Source organism: Nocardioides sp. InS609-2 (assembly GCF_023208195.1).
Classification (GTDB): Bacteria; Actinomycetota; Actinomycetes; order Propionibacteriales; family Nocardioidaceae; genus Nocardioides.
The window spans coordinates 995,498-1,013,796 of record NZ_CP060034.1; the positions used below are offsets into that span (position 1 = coordinate 995,498).

The 18,299-nt window shown below is 71.3% G+C and carries 14 protein-coding genes; 2 read left to right on the plus strand and 12 right to left on the minus strand.

The features are described from left to right. The first annotated feature begins 10 nt into the window (after positions 1–10). Positions 11–565 carry a hypothetical protein gene (locus H4Q84_RS05255; protein WP_248582354.1) on the plus strand — a complete coding sequence of 185 codons (555 nt, stop codon included), beginning with the start codon at positions 11–13 and terminating at the stop codon, positions 563–565. On the opposite strand, the gene H4Q84_RS05260 is transcribed toward H4Q84_RS05255, so the two are convergent. The 7 genes from H4Q84_RS05260 to H4Q84_RS05290 all read right to left on the minus strand — a co-directional run bounded on the left by H4Q84_RS05260 (position 566) and on the right by H4Q84_RS05290 (position 8,182). Further along, complete coding sequence (locus H4Q84_RS05260) at positions 566–940, minus strand: VOC family protein (RefSeq protein ID WP_248582355.1); 375 nt, start codon at positions 938–940, stop codon at positions 566–568. It lies immediately after the preceding gene. Next, a complete protein-coding gene (locus tag H4Q84_RS05265) occupies positions 937–2,010 on the minus strand; it encodes an amidohydrolase family protein (protein ID WP_248582356.1) in 1,074 nt (357 codons plus the stop codon). Before H4Q84_RS05265 ends, H4Q84_RS05260 begins: the two co-directional genes overlap by 4 nt. A 10-nt stretch (positions 2,011–2,020) precedes the next feature. Further along, entirely contained in the window at positions 2,021–2,392 is a 372-nt protein-coding gene (locus tag H4Q84_RS05270; RefSeq protein ID WP_248582357.1) for an NYN domain-containing protein, read from the minus strand. Between the two features lie 134 nt (positions 2,393–2,526). Next, complete coding sequence (gene ffh, locus H4Q84_RS05275) at positions 2,527–4,089, minus strand: signal recognition particle protein (protein ID WP_248582358.1); 1,563 nt, start codon at positions 4,087–4,089, stop codon at positions 2,527–2,529. Between the two features lie 66 nt (positions 4,090–4,155). Further along, positions 4,156–6,384, minus strand: a complete 2,229-nt coding sequence (locus H4Q84_RS05280) for a [protein-PII] uridylyltransferase (protein WP_248582359.1) — start codon at positions 6,382–6,384, stop codon at positions 4,156–4,158. Between the two features lie 110 nt (positions 6,385–6,494). Continuing rightward, the gene (locus H4Q84_RS05285; protein ID WP_248582360.1) at positions 6,495–6,833 is read right to left on the minus strand and encodes a P-II family nitrogen regulator; all 339 of its coding nucleotides are present in this window, start codon (positions 6,831–6,833) and stop codon (positions 6,495–6,497) included. Beyond that, positions 6,830–8,182, minus strand: coding sequence for an ammonium transporter (locus H4Q84_RS05290; protein WP_248582361.1), 1,353 nt, complete (start codon positions 8,180–8,182; stop codon positions 6,830–6,832). Before H4Q84_RS05290 ends, H4Q84_RS05285 begins: the two co-directional genes overlap by 4 nt. A 393-nt stretch (positions 8,183–8,575) precedes the next feature. On the opposite strand from H4Q84_RS05290, the gene H4Q84_RS05295 reads away from it, so the two are divergent. Further along, positions 8,576–9,574 carry a glycosyltransferase family 2 protein gene (locus H4Q84_RS05295; RefSeq protein WP_248582362.1) on the plus strand — a complete coding sequence of 333 codons (999 nt, stop codon included), beginning with the start codon at positions 8,576–8,578 and terminating at the stop codon, positions 9,572–9,574. 15 nt (positions 9,575–9,589) lie between these two features. Here the strand turns inward: H4Q84_RS05295 and H4Q84_RS05300 are convergent, their stop codons facing one another. The 5 genes from H4Q84_RS05300 to smc all read right to left on the minus strand — a co-directional run bounded on the left by H4Q84_RS05300 (position 9,590) and on the right by smc (position 18,297). After that, on the minus strand, positions 9,590–12,778 hold the full coding sequence (locus H4Q84_RS05300) for a glycosyltransferase (protein ID WP_248582363.1): 3,189 nt from the start codon (positions 12,776–12,778) through the stop codon (positions 9,590–9,592). A 37-nt stretch (positions 12,779–12,815) separates the two neighbouring features. Next, entirely contained in the window at positions 12,816–13,943 is a 1,128-nt protein-coding gene (gene ftsY, locus H4Q84_RS05305; protein WP_248582364.1) for a signal recognition particle-docking protein FtsY, read from the minus strand. A 57-nt stretch (positions 13,944–14,000) separates the two neighbouring features. Continuing rightward, on the minus strand, positions 14,001–14,168 hold the full coding sequence (locus tag H4Q84_RS05310; RefSeq protein ID WP_248582365.1) for a hypothetical protein: 168 nt from the start codon (positions 14,166–14,168) through the stop codon (positions 14,001–14,003). Positions 14,169–14,293: 125 nt separating this feature from the next. Then, positions 14,294–14,743, minus strand: a complete 450-nt coding sequence (locus H4Q84_RS05315) for a thioesterase family protein (RefSeq protein WP_248582366.1) — start codon at positions 14,741–14,743, stop codon at positions 14,294–14,296. Continuing rightward, on the minus strand, positions 14,743–18,297 hold the full coding sequence (gene smc / locus H4Q84_RS05320) for a chromosome segregation protein SMC (RefSeq protein ID WP_248582367.1): 3,555 nt from the start codon (positions 18,295–18,297) through the stop codon (positions 14,743–14,745). The genes H4Q84_RS05315 and smc overlap by 1 nt, the downstream gene beginning before the upstream one ends. Between the last annotated feature and the right edge of the window lie 2 nt (positions 18,298–18,299).

Here is an 18,299-nt window from a genome sequence, read left to right on the forward strand (position 1 = left end):
GGATGACCTCATGACGACACCGGCGGCCAAGCCCCGTCCGCACGCCGCGTGGTGGATCGCGCCTCCGCTGGTCATCGCGGTCGGCATCGGCCTCGGGATCTTGTGCGCCGTGCGGCTGTTCGCAGGCACCTTCCAGACCGACGCCACGGTGCCCGCCGACGGGCAGCCTCATCCGGTCCGGGTCGACGACACCGGCCGCCAGCTCGTCTGGGTCCGCGACGGCAGGACCCCGCCCATGTGCACCGTCGAGGACTCCGTGACCGGCCGGCTGCTGACCCTCGACCCGCCGACCGACACCTACACCAAGACGACCGGCGGCATGCGCTGGCAGGCGGCGTACGCCGTCGACGCGCCGCACCGTGCGCTCGTGCTGTCGTGCGCTGCCCTTCCCGGCGAACAGGCCCAGATCGGGTCCGCACTGAGCGGGACGGGGATGGCGACGACCATCGTCGGCGTCATCCTCTTCCCCCTGCTGCTCGGCGGTGCGGGGCTGCTCTGGCTGATCCTGCTCGCCGTCACCTGGTCGCGGCGGCCGCCACGCACCGTGGAACGCGCGGCCGGCTGATCAGTCGAGGAACAGGCAGAGCGGGTGCCCGGAGGGGTCGAGCACGACCCGCAGGTCCTCGCGCGGCTGGTACGGCGCAGCCCGGCCGCCCGCCGCGAGTGCGACTGCCAGGGCGGCCTCGAGGTCGTCGACCAGCACGTCGAGGTGGATCATCTTCTGCTGCTGGCCAGGTGCCTCGGGCCAGGTCGGTGCGACGTACGCGGGCTCGGCCTGGAACGAGAGGCCCACTCCCCCGGCGGGGTTGCGCATCAGCACCCAGTCGGGCTCGGTGAAGGTCGGCTCCCACCCCAGCAATGCGCCGTAGAACCCGGCCATCGCGTGCGCGTCGGAGCAGTCGAGGCAGACCGTGCGCAGCGAGATGCTCGGTGAGGTCACGCCACGACCTTGCCTCGGAGTACGACGCGGCTGGGTGTGTGCAGCACCGACAAGTCTGCCAGCGGGTCCGTCGGGTAGACCACGAAGTCGGCCGGCGTCCCCTCGGCGAGACCAGCGGGCCGGCCCAGCCACTCGCGGGCCCGCCACGACGCGGCGCCGAGCGCGTACTCCGCGGACAGGCCCAGCCCGGCCATCGCAACGACCTCCCCGGCGATGTTGCCGTGGGCGGTCACGCCGCCGCCGTCGGAGCCGGCGTACAGCGGCACGCCGGCCTCGTGGGCGGCCATGATCGTGTCGCGCTGGCGCGCGTGAAGGTCGGTGATGTGGCCGGCGTAGGTGGGGAACTTCTCGCGGCCGGCGTCGGCGTACTGGGGGAACTTGTCGATCTGCATCACCGTCGGCACCAGCGCGACGTGGCGCGCGGCCATCGCCTCGACGAGGTCTGGCGACAGGCCGGTGCCGTGCTCGATGCAGTCGATGCCGGCCTCGATCAGGCCAGGCAGCACGCCCTCGCCGAAGCAGTGGGCGGTCACCTTCGCACCCAGTGCGTGTGCGGTCTGGATCGCGGCGGTGAACGCGTCGGCGGGGAAGCTCGGCTCGAGGTCACCGGTGTCGCGGCTGATCCAGTCACCGACGAGCTTGACCCAGCCGTCGCCGCGCTTCGCCTCCTGCTCGACGTACGCGGTCAGCTCGTCGGGCTCGACCTCGTGTGCGTAGTTGCGGATGTAGCGGCGGGTGCGCGCGATGTGCCGGCCGCACCGGATCAGCCGGGGCAGGTCGTCGCGCTCGTGGATCCAGGAGGTGTCGTGGGCGGAGCCGCAGTCGCGGATCAGCAGCGCGCCGGCGTCACGGTCGGCGATCGCCTGCGTCTCGGCCTCGGCGGCACCCGCGTCGCCGTCGTCGTTGAGCCCGATGTGGCAGTGCGCGTCGACCAGCCCGGGGACGATCCAGCCGTCCCCGACCGACTCCGCCCCCGCCTGGGGCTCGTAGGTGACGTGCCCGTCGACGACGTACAGGTCACGCGCCTCACCGTCGGGGAGGACGGGTCCTGAGAACTTCAAGACAGCCATGGTCGCGACGCTATCCGATCTGGCCCAGCAGCCACGACGGGCTCATCGCCATCGCGCCGATCCCCTGCACTCTCGACTGGAGGAAACGGTCGGCGGTCACCACGGTGACCTGCGCACCGGACTCCACTGCCGCGGACGTGACGCGTTCGATCTCGCTGTCACCGTCACGAGGAGCGTGTACGACGCGCACGTGCCCGTCGCGGCCTGCCTTCACACCGCCCTTGGCGGCTCCCTCGAGCACCAGCACGATCTCGTCGTGAGGCAGGTCGGCCACCATCAGCCGTTCGTGCAGACGCCGCGCGGCACCACCGCGGTCCTTCCACCAGCCGTCCGGGCGCGAGCCGATGACGTTGGCGCCGTCGACGACGAGCACGGAGGTCATTCAGTTCTCCTCTCCGCTCACCGGGTCTCGACGCGCCCGTCGCGGCGGCTCGCAGGCTCGCCTCCGCGGGGCTTGCTCGACCTGGCCGCCCGACGCCGCCCACTCGCTCCGCTCGCGGGCGACCGGGCGTCTCATCATTTCAGGAACTTGGAGAAGTCCTTGGGCAGGTTGAGGGCGGCCGCGGCCTGCTCGTAGTCCACGCCGGCCTCGTCGGGGTTGCCGAACGGGTTGGCGGCAGCTGCGGCCGGCTTCTCGGAGGCCGCCCTGGCTTCCTGGGCCGCCTTGGCGGGGTTGCCGGAGACACGGCGACCCTTCGCGGGCTTCGGCTTGCCCTTCTGGCGCTTGCCGGCGCCGCCACCGAGGCCAGGCATCCCGGGCATCCCGGGCATCCCGCCCCCGCGCGCCATCTGCTGCATCATCTTCCGGGCCTCGAAGAACCGGGTGACCATCTGGTTGATGTCGGAGACCTGGACACCCGAGCCCTTCGCGATGCGGGCGCGACGCGAGCCGTCGATCATCTTCGGGTTGTCCCGCTCGGCGGGTGTCATCGACAAGATCATCGCCTGGATGCGGTCGATCTCGCGCTCGTCGAAGTTCTCGAGCTGCTCGCGGAACTGCCCCATCCCGGGCAGCATGCCCATGATCTTCGACATCGAGCCGAGCTTGCGCATCTGCTGCATCTGCGCCAGGAAGTCGTCGAGGGTGAAGTCGCCGCCGCCGAGCAGCTTCTCGGCCGCCTTCGACGACTCCTCCTGGTCGAACGTCTTCTCGGCCTGCTCGATCAGGGTGAGCATGTCGCCCATGTCGAGGATGCGCGAGGCCATCCGGTCGGGGTGGAAGAGGTCGAAGTCGGTCATCTTCTCGCCGGCGGAGGCGAACATGACCGGCTTGCCGGTGATCGACGCGATCGACAGGGCGGCACCACCGCGGGCGTCACCGTCGAGCTTGGTGAGCACGACGCCGTCGTACCCCACGCCCTCGAGGAACGCCAGCGCCGTGTTGACGGCGTCCTGGCCGATCATCGCGTCGACGACGAAGAGGACCTCGTCGGGGTTGACCGCGTCATGGATGTCGGAGGCCTGCTGCATCAGCTCGGCGTCGACGCCCAGGCGGCCGGCGGTGTCGACGATCACGACGTCGTGCAGCTTGCGGGCGGCCTCCTCGAGCGAGGCCTTGGCGACGGCAACCGGGTCACCGACGCCGTTGCCGGCCTCGGGGGCGAACACCGGCACCCCGACGCGCTCGCCGTTGACCTGGAGCTGCTGGACGGCGTTGGGGCGCTGAAGGTCGGCCGCCACGAGCATCGGCGTCTTGCCCTGGTCCTTGAGCCACAGCGCGAGCTTGGCCGCGAGCGTGGTCTTGCCGGCACCCTGGAGGCCGGCGAGCAGGATGACGGTCGGGCCGGTCTTGGCGTAGCGCAACCGCCGCGTCTCGCCGCCGAGGATCGAGACGAGCTCATCATTGACGATCTTGATGATCTGCTGGCCGGGGTTCAGCGCACCGCTGACCTCTTCGCCGCGGGCCCGTTCCTTGACAGCGCCCACGAACTCCTTGACCACGGGCAGTGCCACGTCGGCCTCGAGGAGCGCGATCCTGATCTCGCGCGCGGTCGCGTCGATGTCGGCCTCGGAGAGGCGTCCCTTGCCGCGCAGGTTCTTGAAGGTGTCGGCAAGCCGGTCGGAGAGAGTGGCGAACAACGAAGATCCCTAGCTGGTCGAACGGCCTGACGGCCCGGCTGATGAGTCCCCAGCCTAACCGGCGCGTCAGAGGGGCGTGAGCGCGGCGCGTACGGCGTGCGCCGCCGCCGCCGCCCGGTGGTCGGCCAGCGGCCCGGCGCTCTGCTCCTGCACGTAGAACACGTCGACCGCCTGGGGGCCGACCGTGTCGACGTGCGCCGAGGCCACCGTGACGCCGAGCTCGGCCAGCGCAGCGCACACGAGGTGGAGGACGCCGGGCCGGTCGGCCGCCCGCACCTCGAGCACGGTGGCCCGCGTCGACGCATCAGAACGCATGGCGACCGTCGGGGCCAATGCCGCCCCGTCACGTGCGGAGCCGGCCGGTCGCAGCCGCTCCCCCGGGTCGATGCGTCCCGACACGATCGAGTCGAACCGCTGGCGCAGCACGGCCGGGTCGATCGCGGTGTCGGTGACGTCCCACTCGGAGACGGCGACGTCATTTTGGGTCCACGCCCGCGCGCCGCGCACCGACGTGCGCTGGAGGGCCAGCATCGCCGCCACGTCGGCCAGCAGGCCGACGCGGTCGGGGGCGATCACCCGCACCCGCACCCCGTCGTCCGCATCGAGTACGGCGATCGACGTCGCGCCGCGTCGTACGTCCTCGGGGACGTCGACCGGGTCTCGCACCGCACCGGTGGGCGCCTGCCCCGACTCGAGCGTGCGTACGACGTGCGCGGCGAGCCGCTTGACCAGGCCTGCGCGCCACGACGACCAGGCCTTGGCCGACGCGGCGCGGGAGTCGGCCTCGGTGAGCGCCAGCAGCAGCGACATGGCCTCGGGCGTGGTGATGCGCGCGGTGATCTGCGCGGTGGTGGCCGGGTCGTCGGGGTCGCGGGTCGTGGCAACAGTCGAGAGCAACAGGTGCCAGCGCACGAGCGTGCCGATGTGGTCGACGGCCGCCGCGTCGAAGCCCATCCGCGCGGCCACTCTGCGGGCGATCGGCTCACCGGCCACGCTGTGCTCGGTCAACTCGCCCTTGCCGATGTCGTGCAGCAGCGCGGCCACCATGAGAACGTCGGGGCGCGAGACCGTGCGGATCAGCGCGGACGCCTCGATGCACGTCTCCACGACGTGCCGGTCGACGGTGAAGCGGTGGATCGCCGAGGCGTGCGGCAGCAGCCGGATGCGCTGCCACTCGGGCAGCACCCGGTCGACTGCGCCGGTCTCCTCGAGGGTCTCCCACACGCCGAGGAGGCCGCGGCCCGACGCCAGCAGGCGCACGAGCAGGTCTCGAGCCTCGGCCGGCCAGGGCTCGGGCACCGGAGGTGACTCGCGCACGAGCCGCGACGCTGTGGCCGGGGAGAGCGCGACCTCGCGTTCGGCCGCCTCGGCTGCTGCTCGGAGCAGCAGCAACGGGTCGTCGGCGGGTGCCACCCGGCCGTCGAGCACGACCTCGCCCGAGGACAGGGCGATGCCCCTGGCCACCGGTTGCAGATCGGGCCGGCGAGTCCCCTTCACCGACACGGGCCGGGCGAGCACGCCGTCGACGCGGCGCCAGGTGAGCCGGTGGATGTGCGCGATCCGGCGGCCGGTCTCGCGCAGGGCGACCTGCGCGGCGGCGGCGTCCTCGACGCCGATCCGCCCAGCCAGCTCACTCCACACCTCGGGACCGACCCGGTCTGTGGCGCGGCCGGAGATCTCGTGCACGTGGTCGCGCAGGTCGAGCAGCTCCTGGCGGGCCCGCTCGAGGGCGACGTGGGGCACATCGACCAGCCAGGTGGCCACGAGCGCCCGGAGCACCGTGGCATCACGCAGCCCGCCGGCGGCTTCCTTGATGTCGGGCACCGACTCGTGCGCCACCTCGCCGACCAGCCCGTGCCGCTGCCGGACGATCTCGTGCAGCTCCGGCAGCCGGGACCGGGCGTCGCGCCGCCAGGCCGCGAGCATCGTCGTACGCAGTCGAAGGGTGAGGCTGGGGTCGCCGGCCAGGTGCCGCGCGTCGAGCAGCCCGGTCGCGACCTTCACGTCGTCGGCGGCCGCCTCGAGCATCTGCTGCTCCGTGCGTACGGCGTGGTCGAGCCGCACCCCGGCGTCCCAGAGCGGATACCACACCTCGGCCGCACCCTCCCCCGGGTCGAGGTCGGCGGCGTGGACGAGCACCACGTCGAGGTCCGAGTACGGCGCCAGCTCGCCGCGACCGTAGCCGCCCACCGCCACCAGGGCAGCCCCGATCTCAGGCAGCTCCGCCTTCTCGTAGGCGGCCAGGCACAGCGCGTCGGCGTCGTTCGTTCGCCGGGCGCGATCCGATGCGGTCATCTCAGCAGGCTCCTCCCGGCGCGCCATGTAACGCGCCGTTACTCATTGTTCGCACCCCACCGGTGGGCGCGGTAGTCGGAGTAACGGCGCGTTACATGGGGTTGGGGCGACTAGATCGCAGCCTGGTCCGTGTCGCCGGTGCGTACGCGCACCACGGTCTCGACCGGGCTGACCCACACCTTGCCGTCGCCGATCCGCCCCGTCTGGGCGGTCTTGACGATGATGCCGAGGATGTCGTCGGTGTCGGCGTCGTCGGCCACGATTTCGATGCGGATCTTCGGCACCAGCGCGATGTCGTACTCCGCGCCGCGGTAGACCTCGGTGTGGCCCTTCTGCCGGCCGTAGCCGCTGACCTCCGAGACGGTCATGCCGGTGACGCCGAAGGTCTCGAGCGCCTCGCGGACGTCTTCCCACTTGTGCGGCTTGATGACCGCGGTGATCAGCTTCATGCGTTCGCACCTTCCTTGTTCGTGGGCTTGGCGGGAGCGGTACCGGTGGACGCGGCCAGGTGGCCCGTTGCGAGTCCGAGGCCGCCGCCGCCGCTGCTGGTGAAGTCGTAGCCCGACTCGGCGTGCTCGGCTCCGTCGATGCCCTCGACCTCGAGCTCCTCGTCGAGGCGGAAGCCGATGGTCTTGGAGATCACGGTGCCGATGACCATCGTCAGCACGAACGAGAAGGTGAGTACGGCGAGCGCACCGACCACCTGACGCCAGAGCTGGTCCACCCCACCACCGTAGAAGAGGCCGTCGACAGCCGCCGGCGCGTTCGCCGTGGCGAGGAAGCCGATGCCGATCGTGCCCCAGAGGCCGCCCACCAGGTGCACGCCCACGACATCGAGCGAGTCGTCGTACCCGAAGCGGTACTTGAGCCCGACCGCGAGCGCACACAGGACACCCGCGACGACACCGAGCACGAGCGCGCCCATCGGGTTGACCGAGGAGGCCGCAGGAGTGATGGCCACCAGTCCCGCCACGATGCCGGACGCGGCACCGAGGGATGTCGGCTTGCCGTCGCGGATCTGCTCCACGATCAGCCAGCCGATCACGGCAGCGGCGGTCGCGGCGAGGGTGTTGATCCAGGCCACGGCGGCGAAGACGTTGGCGCCGAGGGCCGAGCCGGCGTTGAACCCGAACCAGCCGAACCACAGCAGGCCGGCGCCGATCATGACCAGCGGCAGGTTGTGCGGCCGCATGGCCTCCTTGCCGAAGCCCTTGCGCTTGCCGAGCACCAGCGCGAGGGCGAGGGCCGCGGCACCGGCGTTGATGTGCACCGCCGTACCCCCCGCGAAGTCGATGACCGCGAGCTTGTTGGCGATCCATCCGCCCGCGAAGTCGACGCCGGTCACGCCGTCGAACGCGAACACCCAGTGCGCAACCGGGAAGTACACGATCGTCGCCCACACGGCCGAGAAGACCAGCCACGGCACGAACCGCGCGCGGTCGGCGATCGCACCGGAGATGAGCGCGACCGTGATGATCGCGAAGACGGCCTGGAACCCGACGAACGCAAGGCTTGGGACGGTGAAGACCAGGGCGTCGGGGTTCATCAGGCCCGCGAGACCGAAGTAGTCGCCAGGGTTGCCGACGAGGCCGGCGCCGACGTCGTCACCGAACGCCATCGAGTAGCCGTACAGGACCCAGAGCACCGTCACGACTGCGAGCGCCGAGAAACTCATCATCATCATGTTCAGGACGCTCTTGGAGCGGACCATGCCGCCGTAGAAAAGTGCCAGGCCGGGAGTCATCAGCAGCACGAGTGCCGCCGACGTGAGCACCCACGCGGTATCGCCAGTATCCATGTGTCTCAACCTCGTGATCGTTCGCACGGAGGGAACGGTCCGGCAGCGACGACGCTGTCGTGGACCGGCTTCGTCCCAGTGGCAGAAACTCTGCGGGGCGTTGGTTTCGACGTACGGCGCCCCATGTTGCGGGCAGGCAACGAGTACGCCACTCATGTTTCGGGCAGGTGAACAAACCGTCGTCCTGGGCGGCCCGGATCCATGTAACGCGGAGTTAGGACAACTGGGATACCCGCAGACCTGGCGCCCAGTCGCCCTAACTCCGCGTTACATGGGAAGAGCGCCCGCGGGAGGTCTCCGCGCCGGCCGGAGCAGACACCGTCGACTCCGCCCTGACGCCGGATTGAACTAGGGTGCGCTGGTGGAACGAGCAGCCGAAGGAGCGCCCGCACGATGAGGATCATCGGCACCTTGATGGTGCGAGACGAGGTCGACATCGTCGCCGCGATGGTCGAGCACCACCTCGCCCAGGGCATCGACAAGCTCGTCGTCACCGACAACAACAGCCTCGACGGCACCACCGAGGTGCTCGAGGCGTACGCCGAGACCGGGCTGATCGAGCTCTTCCACGACCTCGAGCACCGCAAGCAGCAGCGCGACGTCGTCACCAGGATGGCCCGGCGCGCCCGCACGGAGCACCGTGCCGACTGGGTGCTCAACCTCGACGCCGACGAGTTCCTGATCCCGGTCGACAAGCGGCTGACCGTGCGCCAGGCGCTGGCGGGCACTCCGCTCCACCTCAACGCTTTCACCGTGCCGGTCTTCAACCTGATCGGCCCCGCCGGCTGGTCTGGCAGTGGCATCCAGCGGCTCGTGTGGCGCGACCTTCGCACCGACGCCGCGCTCCGCGACATCGGAATCCACGCCCAGCCGACGCCCAACGCGATCCACCGTGGTGAGTCCGACATCGTCATCCAGCAGGGCAACCACGTCACGTCGATGCCGAGCAACGGCCAGCCGCCGCCGGAGTTCGCGATGGAGGTGCTGCACCTGCCGTGGCGCTCGTGGACCCAGTTCGAGCGCAAGGTCGTCAACGCCGGTCGAGGCTACGAGGCCTCTCCCGACCTCAAGCCGAGCCCCAACCACCACGGCATGGCCGACTACCGCCGCTTCAAGGAGGGCACGCTCGAGCAGTCCTACATCGCGCGCAGCCCCCTGCCCGACGACATCCGCCTCGGCGAGGCCAGCGGCTGGTACGTCCGCGACCCGTGGCTGTACTCCCACATGGAGCAGCTGCAGAAGGACGCCCTGCGACCCGAGCTGCTCCGCGCCGTACTCGACACCGAGCACCTCTCCGACCCGCCCGCAGACCTCGGTGACACCCCGCTGCGCCGCCACCTCGAGCGAGAGCGCCGGGCACGGATCGTCGACACCGACAGCGCGTCCGCCTGACGGACTCCGTACGGGTCAGCGGTCGAAGCCGCGTTCGCGACGCGCTTCGAGTGCGATCTCGATGAGCCGCTGAGCGCGGGCGCGGAACGAGTGCTCCCGATGGATCAGCGCAGCGACCTGACGCCGCTCCACGTCACTGCCGAAGATCTCGTCGAGGTCGGGCGTCGAGCTCATCGTGACGAGGTCTGCCGACGAGTGCATGACCTGCACCGACCGGCCGAACGTCGATCCGAGCCCGACGACGTCGTCGGTGATGACGCGCGCCCCGCTGGCTGCGGCGTCGAACAGCCGGTTGGAGAGGAAGCCCTCGAGCCGCATGTCCTCCCAGTGGTCGTTGAGCACGACGCCGGCGGACCGGTAGGCCGCGCCGAGCTGGGAGTTGGGCAGGTAGGCGTCCTTGACGACCCGGCCGGTGACGAACTGGCGCCACTGGCTGCCGTAGATCGAGATCGGCAGGCCCACCTCGACCGCTGCCTTCACGATCGGCCGGAACTCCTTGCGCGACCCACCGACGAACAGCACCGGGTGCCCGGTGTCGGGCACGGCCAGGTCGGGGTGGAAGAGCGTGTGGTCGGTGGCTTGCAGCATCGGCTCGACCCGGATACCCCAGTCCCGCGAGCGTCGCGTCGCCCACGCCTCGCTCGCGGCCAGCAGCCGGTCGTAGGTCACCGCCTCGCCGGTCGACAGCATCTCCGGGTGCGAGATGACCCAGCCGATCGTGACGTGCTCGTACGACGGCCGGTACGGCGCCAGACCACGCAGCACCAGCGACACGTCGTCGAACCGGCCGGTATAGCGCTCGTGCTCGGGCCGGTGGTCGATGACGACCTCCTGCCCGGCCCAGCGCAGCGCAGCCGCCATGGCCCGGGCGAAGTGCGTGTCACCCCAGCGCTCGGCGTCGGGACCGAACGGCGCCGGGTTCTTGATCGCCCAGCGCAGCCGCGGCGGCGACTCGTCGACGCGCAGCCAGGTGTCGCGGATGAGCACCGGCTCGGGCACACCGAGCCGCCGCTGGTTGCGGTGCCGGAACGACACCGCGTGGTCGACGACGCGGAACCCGCGGGTCGCCCACAACGCGGCGTCATCGCGCGGCGCATCCCTCCCCCAGCGCTGGAGGTAGAGCTCGCGGTTGGTGTCGAACGCGTCGTACCGCCCCGGCGTCTGTGACTCGTGGTGGGTCACCCGTGACTCAGGGAGTACGACGAACCGCCCGGGCCGCAGCGCCTTGAGCCGCAGGCACAGGTCGATGTCCTCCATGCCGTTGCGGAAGACCGGGTCGAAGCCATGCAAGGCGACGACGTCGGCCCGACGCATCGCGAGCGCCGCGCCGGTCAGCGCGGAGAAGGAGAGCTCCTCGATACCGGCGGAGTCCTCGATCGGGAAGCCCTGCAGGAACGCGTGCGGCACGCCCCCCGTGGTCGGGAACGCGATGCCGGCCGACTGGATCACGCCGGTCGGGTAGAGCAGCAGCGACTGTGCGCCCAGCACCTCGGGGTCGGCCAGCTGGGCCACCAGCGACTCGAGCCAGCCCCGGTCGACGGTCGTGTCGTTGTTGAGGAACACCACGTGCTCGCCGCGCGCGTGCGGCAGCGCGAGGTTGTTGCCCAGCGCGAACCCGTGGTTGACGGAGTTGTGGATCACCCGCACTCGGTCGAAGCGCCAGGCCAGCGAGTCGAGGATGACCGAGATCTCACCGTCGCACCCGTTGTCGACGACCAGGCACTCGACCTCGACCTCACCGACGACCGCGGCGTGCATGACGCTCTCGACGGCCTCGACCGTCATCGACCAGTCGGCGTAGGTCGGGATGATCACCGACACCAGGCCGGGCGTGATCTCGGTGTCGGCGAGGGAGTCCCAGTCGATCAGCGAGCGGTTGAGTACGACGTCGGCCCAGGACGTGACGACCGACTGGTCGAACGCGGGCCGGTCGCCGGCCTGGCGGTGCCGCGCCTCCAGCAGCCAGGCCTGGTGACGGGTCACCCCGAGCGCGGTGATGGCGCGCACGCCGCTGACCCGGGCGACGCGCGCGACCAGGTCGAAGGCCCACGCCCCCGGCAGCGACTCGTCGAAGCCGCCGAGCTCGAGCACGGTCGCCCGGTCGACGACCAGCCGGGCCAGGTCGACGGTGCTGCGGTCCGTCACGTCGTCGCGCGGCAGGCCGTTGCCGACCAGGCCCGACGACCCGTCGCGGCGCACCCGGCGCATCACGTCTGCGACGGCGAGCTCGCGTTCGGCCAACGCGACGGCCAGGGCCAGGTGGAGACGGTCCTTCTCCCAGGCGTCGCCGGCGGACAGGAACGCCAGCCAGACGCCGTTGGCCGCGGCGACCGCGCGGTTGAGGTCGACCGGACCGTGACCCGTCGCCGGCACGATCTGCCACGAGTCCTCGGGGAGCTCGGCGGCGAGCAGGTCCGTGAGGTCGGGCTGGGCCGCGTCATCGAGCACGAGCGCGTGCCACGACGTGAACCGCTGACCGCGCAGGCTGCGCAGCGACGTCACCAGATGGCCGGGGTGGGTGCCGGGCGTGATGACCACCGACACCAGCGCCCGGTCGCTGCCGGCGGCGATCTCGACGTCGTCGTACGCCGCGAGCGCGGCAGCGCCCTGGCGGAGGTCGGCCCTCGACACGGCACCTCGGACGATGCCGGCGCGGCGCAGGTCCCACTCGGCGCGGCGGGCCGAGAGCCAGTCGAGCAGGCTCGGCGTGAACTCGCCCTCGTGGCCGACCAGCCAGTGGTTGGCGGGGATGCCGGCGGCCGCCCCGACCTCCTGGTAATGGCCGATCGGGCCGTGCGGATGCGTTGCCGCGCCGGGGTTGCGGCGGCGGTAGCGGCGGGTGTCGAAGAGCGGGTGCGTGGGCGTGCGGAATGCCTTGCGCCGCAGGTAGACCAGGAAGACGTCGCGCTTCCCGAGGTCGGCGCGGTAGTTCTTTGCAAAGAACTCGCGGTCGAAGAGCGGGTGCGGCGACGCGCGCCAGCCGACCGGGGTCCGCAGGTAGTGCCGGATCAGCTCGCGGCGGGTGCCATCGACCCCGGTCTGGCGGGAGTAGTAGGCCTCGTCGAACAGCGGCGTCTCGAGCAGCCGCGTGGCGTCGGGGCCGAGTCGGGACGGCGAGTCGGTGACGTTGGCGCGGCCGTCGAGCACGCGGCCGACCGCACGCCGCAGGCGCGCGATGCTGGGGTTGTCACCGCCCTGGTCCACCTGCCCTGCCTTCCGTCAGTCGCGCGTCGTCTCGTGCTCAGCCCAGCAGTGCGTCGACGAACGCGCCGGAGTCGAAGGGGGCCAGGTCGTCCGGCCCCTCCCCGAGGCCGACGAGCTTGACGGGTACGCCGAGCTCACGCTGGACCGCGACGACGATACCGCCCTTGGCCGAGCCGTCGAGCTTCGTCAACACGATGCCCGTGACGTCGACGACCTCGGAGAAGACGCGGGCCTGGATCATGCCGTTCTGGCCGGTCGTCGCGTCGAGCACGAGGAGCACCTCGGTGACCGGCGCCTGCTTCTCGATGACCCGCTTGACCTTGCCGAGCTCGTCCATCAGGCCGGCCTTGTTCTGGAGGCGTCCGGCGGTGTCGACGATCACGGTGTCGACACCCCGCTCGACGCCCTGCTTCACGGCCTCGAACGCGACGCTGGCGGGGTCGGTGCCCTCCGGACCGCGCACCACTTCGACGCCGACGCGCTCTCCCCAGGTCGCCAGCTGCTCTACCGCGGCGGCGCGGAACGTGTCGGCCGCGCCGAGGATGGCGGTGCGGTCCTCGGCCACCAGGATCCGGGCGAGCTTGCCGACGGTCGTCGTCTTGCCGGCGCCGTTGACACCGACGACCAGCACGACTCCGGGCTTGCCCTCGGCACCGCTGACCTGCAGGCGACGGTCCATGCCCGGGTCGACGAGCATCAGCAGCTCCTCACGGAGTACGGCGCGGGCGTCGGGCGCGTTGCCACCCTCGACGCGGAGCCGGGTGCGCAGCCGCTCGACCAGCTGCTGGGTCGGGGCGACGCCGATGTCGGCGGTGAGCAGGGTGTCCTCGATGGACTCCCAGGTGTCCTCGTCGAGCTTGTCGCGGGTCAGCAGCGCGAGCAGACCGCGGCCAAGGGTGCCCTGCGAGCGCGAGAGCCGCTCGCGCAGCCGCACCAGCCTGGACGCCGTACCTTCCGGCTTCTCGAGCGCCGGCGCAGGTACGTCGACCGGTGCCGGCGCTTCGACGGGCGACTCGACATCGGCCTCCGTGGGAGGCGGTGCGATGACCTCCGTGCCCGCGGAAGGCGGCCCGGACTTGCGGCGGCGCCCGGAGGTCAGCAGGCCGACGACAGTCAGCAGTCCGACGACCGCGATGCCGATGATCAGAAACAGCCAGTCACCCATGCGGCAATCCAATCAGACGCCCACGCCCGGCCGGGCGTCGCGCACCCCCGGGGGCGGTCAGACGTGGAACTGGTCGTGGTGCTGGTCCTCGTCGAGCGTCGGCAGCTTGTCGACGCCCTTCTTCATGGCGTCGCCGAGCCAGGGGGCTCCGGGAATGTCCTCGCCGCGGTGCGGGAAGGCCACATAGGCGACCACGCCGGCGGAGAGCACAAGGACGAGCAGCATGATGAGGATGATGGCAATCACGGTCGATCACTCCCGAGCGGTCGGCGTCTACGTCTCCTCCAGAGTGGCACATCCGGCCATTCGGACCGCCATCCCCGGCCCGTCCCGGAGTGTGACTTCGACTGTCAGGGGCGCAGCAGTGGGGTGACGGCCGCGCGGATCGAGTCGGGCAGCGCGATGACCGGTCGCTCCCCCTCGGCGTTCTCGTTGTCGACGTACACGTGCACGAAGCGGCCCTCGGCGGCCGCCTCGTCGCTGTCGCCCTGGAACAGGCCGATGCGGTAGATCACCGAGGACGTGCCGACCTTGTCGACAACCAGACCGGTCTCGATCGGCTCGGGGAAGCCGAGCTCGCGGAAGTAGCGGCACGACGTCTCGGCCACCACGCCGATCTCGCGGAGCAGGCGCACGTTGGTGCCGGTGGCCTCGAAGAGGTGCGCGTTGACGGCGGTGTCGAACAGCTCGTAGTAGGTCGCGTTGTTGAGGTGGCCGTAGGCGTCGTCGTCGCGCCAGCGGGTGGTGACGGTGCGCCAGGCGACGTAGTCGGCGCGGGTGGGTGTCGGCCGCGGACCCATCACGCGCTCTCGGCGTCGCGGAGGCGCTGGCTGATCACGGCCGAGATGCCGTCGCCGCGCATCGTGACGCCGTACAGCGCGTCACCGACCTCCATCGTGCGCTTCTGGTGCGTGATGACGATCAGCTGGGAGCTCTCGCGCAGCTCCTCGTAGATCTCGAGCAGCCGGCCGAGGTTGGTGTCGTCGAGCGCGGCCTCGACCTCGTCGAGGATGTAGAACGGCGACGGGCGCGCCTTGAACAGCGCGACGAGGAACGCCACCGCGACCAGCGACCGCTCGCCACCGGAGAGCAGCGAGAGGCGCTTGACCTTCTTGCCTGCCGGACGGGCCTCGACCTCGATGCCGGTGTTGAGCATGTCGCTGGGGTCGGTGAGCACCAGCTTGCCCTCACCACCGGGGAAGAGCCGCGCAAAGGTCGAGTCGAAGGCGCGCTCGACGTCGGCGTAGGCCTCGGCGAACACCTGCTCGACCCGGTTGTCGACCTCGCGGACGATGTCGAGGAGGTCCTTGCGGGTCTGCTTGAGGTCCTCGAGCTGCTCGGTGAGGAACTTGTGCCGCTCCTCCATCGCCGAGAACTCCTCGAGCGCCAGCGGGTTGACCCGGCCCAGCATGCTCAGCGCGCGCTCGGCGGTGCGGAGGCGCTTCTGCTGCTCCTCGCGCACGTACGGCGCGGGCTCGGGCGTCTCGTCGCCCTCGGCCACTTCGCCGGCGAACGGCACCAGCGTCTCGGGGCCGTAGTCGGTGACCAGGCCCTCGGGGTCCATCCCGAGCTCCTCGAGCGCCCGCTCCTCGAGCTGCTCGATGCGCATCTTCTGCTGGGTGCGGGCCATCTCGTCGCGGTGGACGGAGTTGACCAGCTCGTCGTGCTCGCGGCCCAGGTCGCGCAGCGTCGCGCGAACCGTGAGCAGCTCCTGCTCGCGGGCGTACCTGGCCCGCTCGATGTCACCACGCGCCTCGGAGGCGAGCGCGATCGAGTGCTCCAGCTTGCCGAGTACGACGGCCACGGCAGCGCCCACGGACTCCGCGGCGCGACCCTCGCGGATGATCCGCTCGCGCCGTTCACGAGCCTTGGCGCGTGACTCGCGCTCGGACTGGGCAGAGCGCACCAAAGCGTCGGCGCGGCCGTGCAGGCCGCGGGCGCGCTCCTCGGCGGTGCGCAGCCCCAGCCGGGCGTCCATCTCTCCCTGCCGGGCGGCCCGGGCAGCGTCGACGAGCCGCTCGCGGTCGACGACGTCGGGCTCCTCGTCGGTGGCGTCCTCGGCAGCAGCCAGCCGGCGCTCGAGCTCGGCCAGGCCGGCCAGGTCCTTCTCACGGGCTTCCTGCGCGGTCGCGATGGCGCGCTCGAGTCGCTCGGCCTCACCACGCGCCGACCGGGCGAGCGAGTGGTACTGACCGAGCTCCTCGGCCACGGCGGCCAGGGTCGCGTCGGACTCGTGCAGCTTGGCCAGCGCGACGTCGGTGCGCTTGAGGGCCTCGAGCCGCTCGGACTCGAAGCGCGAGATGTCGAAGCCCAGCCGCTCGGCCGACGCGGTGGCCTCGACCAGCTGCTCGGAGGCCTCGTCGAGGGCGGCCTGGATCTCGATCAGGCTGGGTTGGCTCGACGAGCCGCCCGAGGCGAAGTGGGCTCCGATCAGGTCGCCCTCGCGGGTGACCGCGGTGACGTCGGGCAGGTCGGCCACGAGGGCACGCGCGGCGTCGAGGTCGTCGACCACCGCGACCTTGAAGAGCAGTCGTGCGAGCGCACCGTCGAGGCTGGTGGGGCCTTCGATCACGTCCACGGCGTACGTCGCGGTGCCGGGCAGCTCCGGCCACGACCGCTCAGCGGCCGGCGGGCCTCCGAGCAGCATGCCGGCCCGGCCGAGGTCGTCACCCTTGAGGTGACCGATGGCGGCGACGGCCGCGTCGGGCCCGGTGAACGCGACGGCGTCGGCCGCAGAGCCGAGAGCGCCGGCGACGGCCGCCTCGTAGCCGGCTCGCACTGACAGCAGCGCCGCGACGGAGCCCATCAGGCCGGAGACGGAGTCGGACGCGGCGAGCAGGGCGCCCGCGCCGTCCTTGCGGTTGAGACCGAGCTCGAGGGCGTCCTTGCGGGCCAGCAGCCCGGTGCGGGAGCGGTCGGCCTGGGCCGCCTCGTCGCGGGCCTTGGCGAGTCGTTCGTCGATGTCGTCGAGGGCGGAGACGGCCACTTCGTGCTCGGCGTCGAGGCCCTCCTCGCCGGCGTCGAGGCCGGCCACCTTGGTCTCGAGCGAGGTGAAATCGCGCTGCGCCCGGTCGGCTCGCGCGACGGCCTCTTCTCGGGCTGCGCCAAGGCGGCCCAGCTCGTCGTCGGCGCCCGCGGCGCGCGACTTGATGGCGTTGACCTGGCCGTGCAGACGGGCCAGCCCCTCACGGCGGTCGGCGGCAGCGCGCTGAAGGCCGGCGATGCGCCGGTCCTCCTCGGCTGCGGCGTCCTCAGCAGTACGACGAGCGGTGACGGCGTGCTCGAGTGCGGTGCGCAGTGACTCGACCTCGGCGCCGATCTGCTGCTCCTGCTCGCGCACCTTGGCGGCCTGGGCCTCCAGGTGCTCGGGGTCGCGGCCTCCTTCGTCGAGCTCGTCGTCGCTGGTGCCGGCGGCGTTGCGGACGCGTTCGGCGGCCAGCGACTGGGTGCCGCGCAGTCGCTCCTTGAGCCCCGAGAGGGCGAACCACGTCTCCTGGGCCTGGGCCAGCGCGGGCAGGTCCTCGCGCAGCGCGGCCTCGAGCCGGGTCTCCGACTCCCGCGCCTTGGCGGCGCCGGCCTCGACCAGCTCGCGCCGTTCGAGCAGGATCGACTCGTCGGCGAGCTCCTGGTTGAGCGCGTTGCGGGCGGTGACGAGGTCGTCGGCGACGAGCCGGGCCCGCGCATCGCGCACGTCGGCCTGTACGGCGACGGCCCGGCGGGCTACCTCTGCCTGCCGGCCGAGCGGCTTGAGCTGACGACGGATCTCGGAGAGCAGGTCGGTGAGCCGGGTGAGGTTGCCCTCGGTGGAGTCGAGCTTGCGGAGCGCCTTCTCCTTGCGCTTGCGGTGCTTGAGGACACCGGCCGCCTCCTCGATGAAGCCGCGGCGGTCCTCGGGAGTGGCGTGCAGGATCTGGTCGAGCTGGCCCTGGCCGACGATCACGTGCATCTCGCGGCCGATGCCGGAGTCGGACAGCAGCTCCTGTACGTCGAGGAGCCGGCAGGTCTGGGAGTTGATGGCGTACTCGGAGCCGCCGTTGCGGAACATCGTCCGGCTGATCGTCACCTCGGCGTACTCGATGGGCAGCGCGCCGTCGGAGTTGTCGATCGTCAGCATCACCTCGGCGCGGCCCAGCGGCGGGCGGCCGGAGGTGCCGGCGAAGATGACGTCCTCCATCTTGCCGCCGCGCAGCGACTTGGCGCCCTGCTCACCCATCACCCAGGCCAGCGCGTCGACCACGTTGGACTTGCCGGAGCCGTTGGGCCCGACGATGCACGTGATGCCCGGCTCGAGCTGGAGCGTCGTCGATGAGGCGAAGGACTTGAACCCCTTGAGGGTCAGGCTCTTCAGGTACACGC

Bases quoted from the DNA above. Each gene is read 5' to 3' on its own strand.
- H4Q84_RS05255 (WP_248582354.1), top strand. From the start codon at position 11: ATGACGACACCGGCGGCCAAGCCCCGTCCGCACGCCGCGTGGTGGATC.
- H4Q84_RS05265 (WP_248582356.1), bottom strand. From the start codon at position 2,010: ATGGCTGTCTTGAAGTTCTCAGGACCCGTCCTCCCCGACGGTGAGGCG.
- H4Q84_RS05270 (WP_248582357.1), bottom strand. From the start codon at position 2,392: ATGACCTCCGTGCTCGTCGTCGACGGCGCCAACGTCATCGGCTCGCGC.
- H4Q84_RS05280 (WP_248582359.1), bottom strand. From the start codon at position 6,384: ATGACCGCATCGGATCGCGCCCGGCGAACGAACGACGCCGACGCGCTG.
- H4Q84_RS05285 (WP_248582360.1), bottom strand. From the start codon at position 6,833: ATGAAGCTGATCACCGCGGTCATCAAGCCGCACAAGTGGGAAGACGTC.
- H4Q84_RS05290 (WP_248582361.1), bottom strand. From the start codon at position 8,182: ATGGATACTGGCGATACCGCGTGGGTGCTCACGTCGGCGGCACTCGTG.
- H4Q84_RS05295 (WP_248582362.1), top strand. From the start codon at position 8,576: ATGAGGATCATCGGCACCTTGATGGTGCGAGACGAGGTCGACATCGTC.
- ftsY (WP_248582364.1), bottom strand. From the start codon at position 13,943: ATGGGTGACTGGCTGTTTCTGATCATCGGCATCGCGGTCGTCGGACTG.
- H4Q84_RS05310 (WP_248582365.1), bottom strand. From the start codon at position 14,168: ATGCTGCTCGTCCTTGTGCTCTCCGCCGGCGTGGTCGCCTATGTGGCC.
- H4Q84_RS05315 (WP_248582366.1), bottom strand. From the start codon at position 14,743: ATGGGTCCGCGGCCGACACCCACCCGCGCCGACTACGTCGCCTGGCGC.